This is a genomic window from Candidatus Methylomirabilota bacterium, from assembly GCA_036001065.1.
In the GTDB taxonomy this organism is placed as follows: Bacteria; Methylomirabilota; Methylomirabilia; order Rokubacteriales; family CSP1-6; genus MNEF01.
Genome location: DASYUQ010000060.1, coordinates 1 through 2,854 on the forward strand (window position 1 = coordinate 1; position 2,854 = coordinate 2,854).

Sequence of the window (2,854 nt, forward strand, 5' to 3'; positions counted from 1 at the left end):
AAGATCTGGCTGGAGCGGCGCCCATGAGCGCGCGGAGCCGTCGTCGATGAGGCTCGGGTTCCGCTCGCTCCAGGCGAAGCTCCTCTGGGGCACGGTACTGGTCATCGCCCTGGTCATGGCCGCCGTGATCGTCGTCGTCGAGCGCCGCCAGCGCGACACGATCATCGAAGAGTTCGAGCGCCGGGGCGAAGTCCTGGCCCGCAACCTGGCCGCGATCTCTTATGGCCCCCTCCTCCTCTACAACTTCACCGCGCTGGAGCAGAACGTGGCGCGGGCTGCTGCCGAGGTCGATGTCGTCTACGCGATCGTGCTCGATGGCGAAGGCAAGGTGGCTGCCCACAGCCGCCGGCCAGAGCGCGTCGGCTCCTACCCGGACGGCCTCGAGCACGAGCGGGCGGCGAAGACCGACGTGCCGCTGACCCAGCACGCCAGGGCGCCCGGCTCCGGCGAGGCCCTCTACGATTTCGCCGTGCCCGTGCTGGTGGCCAGCCAGAAGTGGGGCACGGTGCGGGTCGGGCTCTCGAAACGCCGGATGGAGGCGGAGATCCGCAGGACGCGCTTCGAGCTGGCCGCGCTGGCCCTGGCCACGCTCCTGGTCGGAGGCGTGGCCGCCGCGCTGGTGGCCCGCCGGATCGCCGGACCGGTCCACCAGCTCGAGGAGCGCGCCGCGGCCATCGCCCGCGGCGAGCTGAACCAGCGGATCGAGCCCGCGACATCGGACGAGATCGGTCGCCTGGCGATCGCTTTCAACCACATGGCCGCCCAGCTCTTCCAGCAGCGCGCGGCCCTGGAAGAGGTCCACGGGGAGCTGAAGCGACGCTTCGAGGAGCTGGCCGATCTCAAGAGCTACATGGAGAGCATCATCAACTCCCTGACCAATGGCATCGTCACCGTCGATCTCGGCGGCCGGGTGGTCACCCTCAATCCCGCCGCCGAGCTGCTCACCGGATTCTTCGCGGGCGAAGCGGCGGGGCGGTACTGCACGGAGGTGTTCTCGCATACCCCGGAGCTGGGCGAGATCCTGATGGAGACGCTCACCAGCCATGCGCCCATCACGAACGTGGCCCAGACGCTCAAGCGGCGGACGGGCGCCTCGCTTCCCATCGAGCTGAGCACGGCTCCCCTCAAGGGCAGCGACGGCAAGGATCTCGGCGCCGTCGTCATTTTCCGCGACCTCACCCTGATGCGGCAGCTCGAGAGCCGGCTCCGGCGCTCCGATCGGCTGGCGGCGCTCGGCACGCTCGCCGCCGGCCTGGCCCACGAGATCAAGACGCCCCTGACGTCGGCGCTGACGTTCAGCCGCCACCTCACGCGCCGGTTCGAGGACGAGCGGTTCCGGGAGCGGTTCCAGAGCGTCGTTCCCCGGGAGCTGGAACGGATCAACGAGATCGTCGAGCGGCTGCTGGAGCTGGCGCGCCCGCCCCGCCTCACCTTCGCGCTCGTCCGCCTCCCCAGCCTGCTGGATCGGGTGGTGGACCTGCACGCCAACCAGATCGAGTCCCGGCAGATCACCGTGCTCCGCGAATACGCGCGCGACGTGGCGCCGATCCAGGCCGACGAGGACGCGCTTTACCGGGCGCTGGTCAACGTGGTCACCAACGCCCTGGAGGCGATGGGGACGGGCGGGCGCCTCCTGCTGCGCCTGGGCTGGGACGACGGCGGTAACGTCCGCCCCTCCTGGCGGCGGGCCTTCAACCGGGGGGTGAAAATCGAACTCGAAGACACGGGCAGCGGCATCGCCCCCGCCGAGGCGGACCGGGTCTTCAACCCGTTCTTCACGACCAAGGAGGGCGGCACCGGCTTGGGCCTCGCGCTCACGCACAAGATCGTCGAGGATCACGGCGGCAGCATCGACTTCCGGAGCGTGCGCGGCGTCGGGACGACGTTCCGGATCGTCCTGCCGCTCGTTCCCGAGCCTCCCGGGGGCCCGCCGCGTGATGACGACCGGCCTTGAGCGCCCGCCGTCGTCGGACGACCGGTCGTCGATGAAGCTGAGCCAGGCGCGGGAAGCGGCGCTGGTCGATAACCAACGGCTGCGCGAGCCGCCATCACGGGAGACGCGGATCATGTCAGACACGGACCCCTGGAGCGGGAAGGAAACAGTGCTCGTCGCCGAGGATGAGACGCCGGTGCGTGAGCTGATCTGCGACGTCCTCCGGCTGCACGGCTATACCGTTCTGGAGGCGCGGAACGGAGAGGAGGCGCTGCAGATCGCCGAGCGGCACCAGGGGCTCATCCACCTGCTCATCGTGGACGTGGTGATGTCGGGGCTGACGGCCTCGAGCCTGGTCGAGCGGCTGACGGCGGACCGCCCGGGCGCCAAGGCGTTCTACATCTCCGGCTACACGGACGAGCTCATCCGGCAGCACGGCCTGCTCCGCTCCGGCAAGAACTTCCTCCAGAAGCCGTTCACCGTCGACGCGCTGGCGCGCACGGTGCGCGAGGTGCTGGACGCCGCCTCCTGAAACGGTGAAGGCCTACCGGTTCAGCGCCCGGCGGGCGAAGCCGTCGTCGCTGTCCTTCATCTCGAGGCCTTCGAGCGTCTCGATCAGCTTCGGCGAGTCCCCGCGGCCCCGAGGGGTCGATCTGCTTGAGCCGCGCCACCGAGCACAGGGACATAGCCGTTGATGCCGAAGACTGGCGGGAGAGGAAATTGTTATCCCCGATCCGAAATTCTTTTGGCGAGGAATGTGCGGAAACGCGGCGTCGGTAGCGGCCGTGGCCAGGGTGGGTACGTGCGCACCCACGTCTTCCTATAGAGGCGCTGGCTGCGGTCGAACCATCTCCTGAACACCGCCCATGTTCGCGGCCATGTGCCGCTTTCACCTGCGAGCTTATTTCGGATCGGGGCTAA

General features: G+C 69.1%; 2 protein-coding genes. Both read left to right on the plus strand.

All coding sequences use genetic code 11. The features are described 5' to 3' along the window. Positions 1 to 46: 46 nt before the first annotated feature. Entirely contained in the window at positions 47 to 1,954 is a 1,908-nt protein-coding gene (locus VGV13_05185; GenBank protein HEV8640473.1) for an ATP-binding protein, read from the plus strand. A gap of 31 nt (positions 1,955 to 1,985) precedes the next feature. Continuing rightward, on the plus strand, positions 1,986 to 2,465 hold the full coding sequence (locus tag VGV13_05190; GenBank protein HEV8640474.1) for a response regulator: 480 nt from the start codon (positions 1,986 to 1,988) through the stop codon (positions 2,463 to 2,465). Positions 2,466 to 2,854 lie beyond the last annotated feature (389 nt).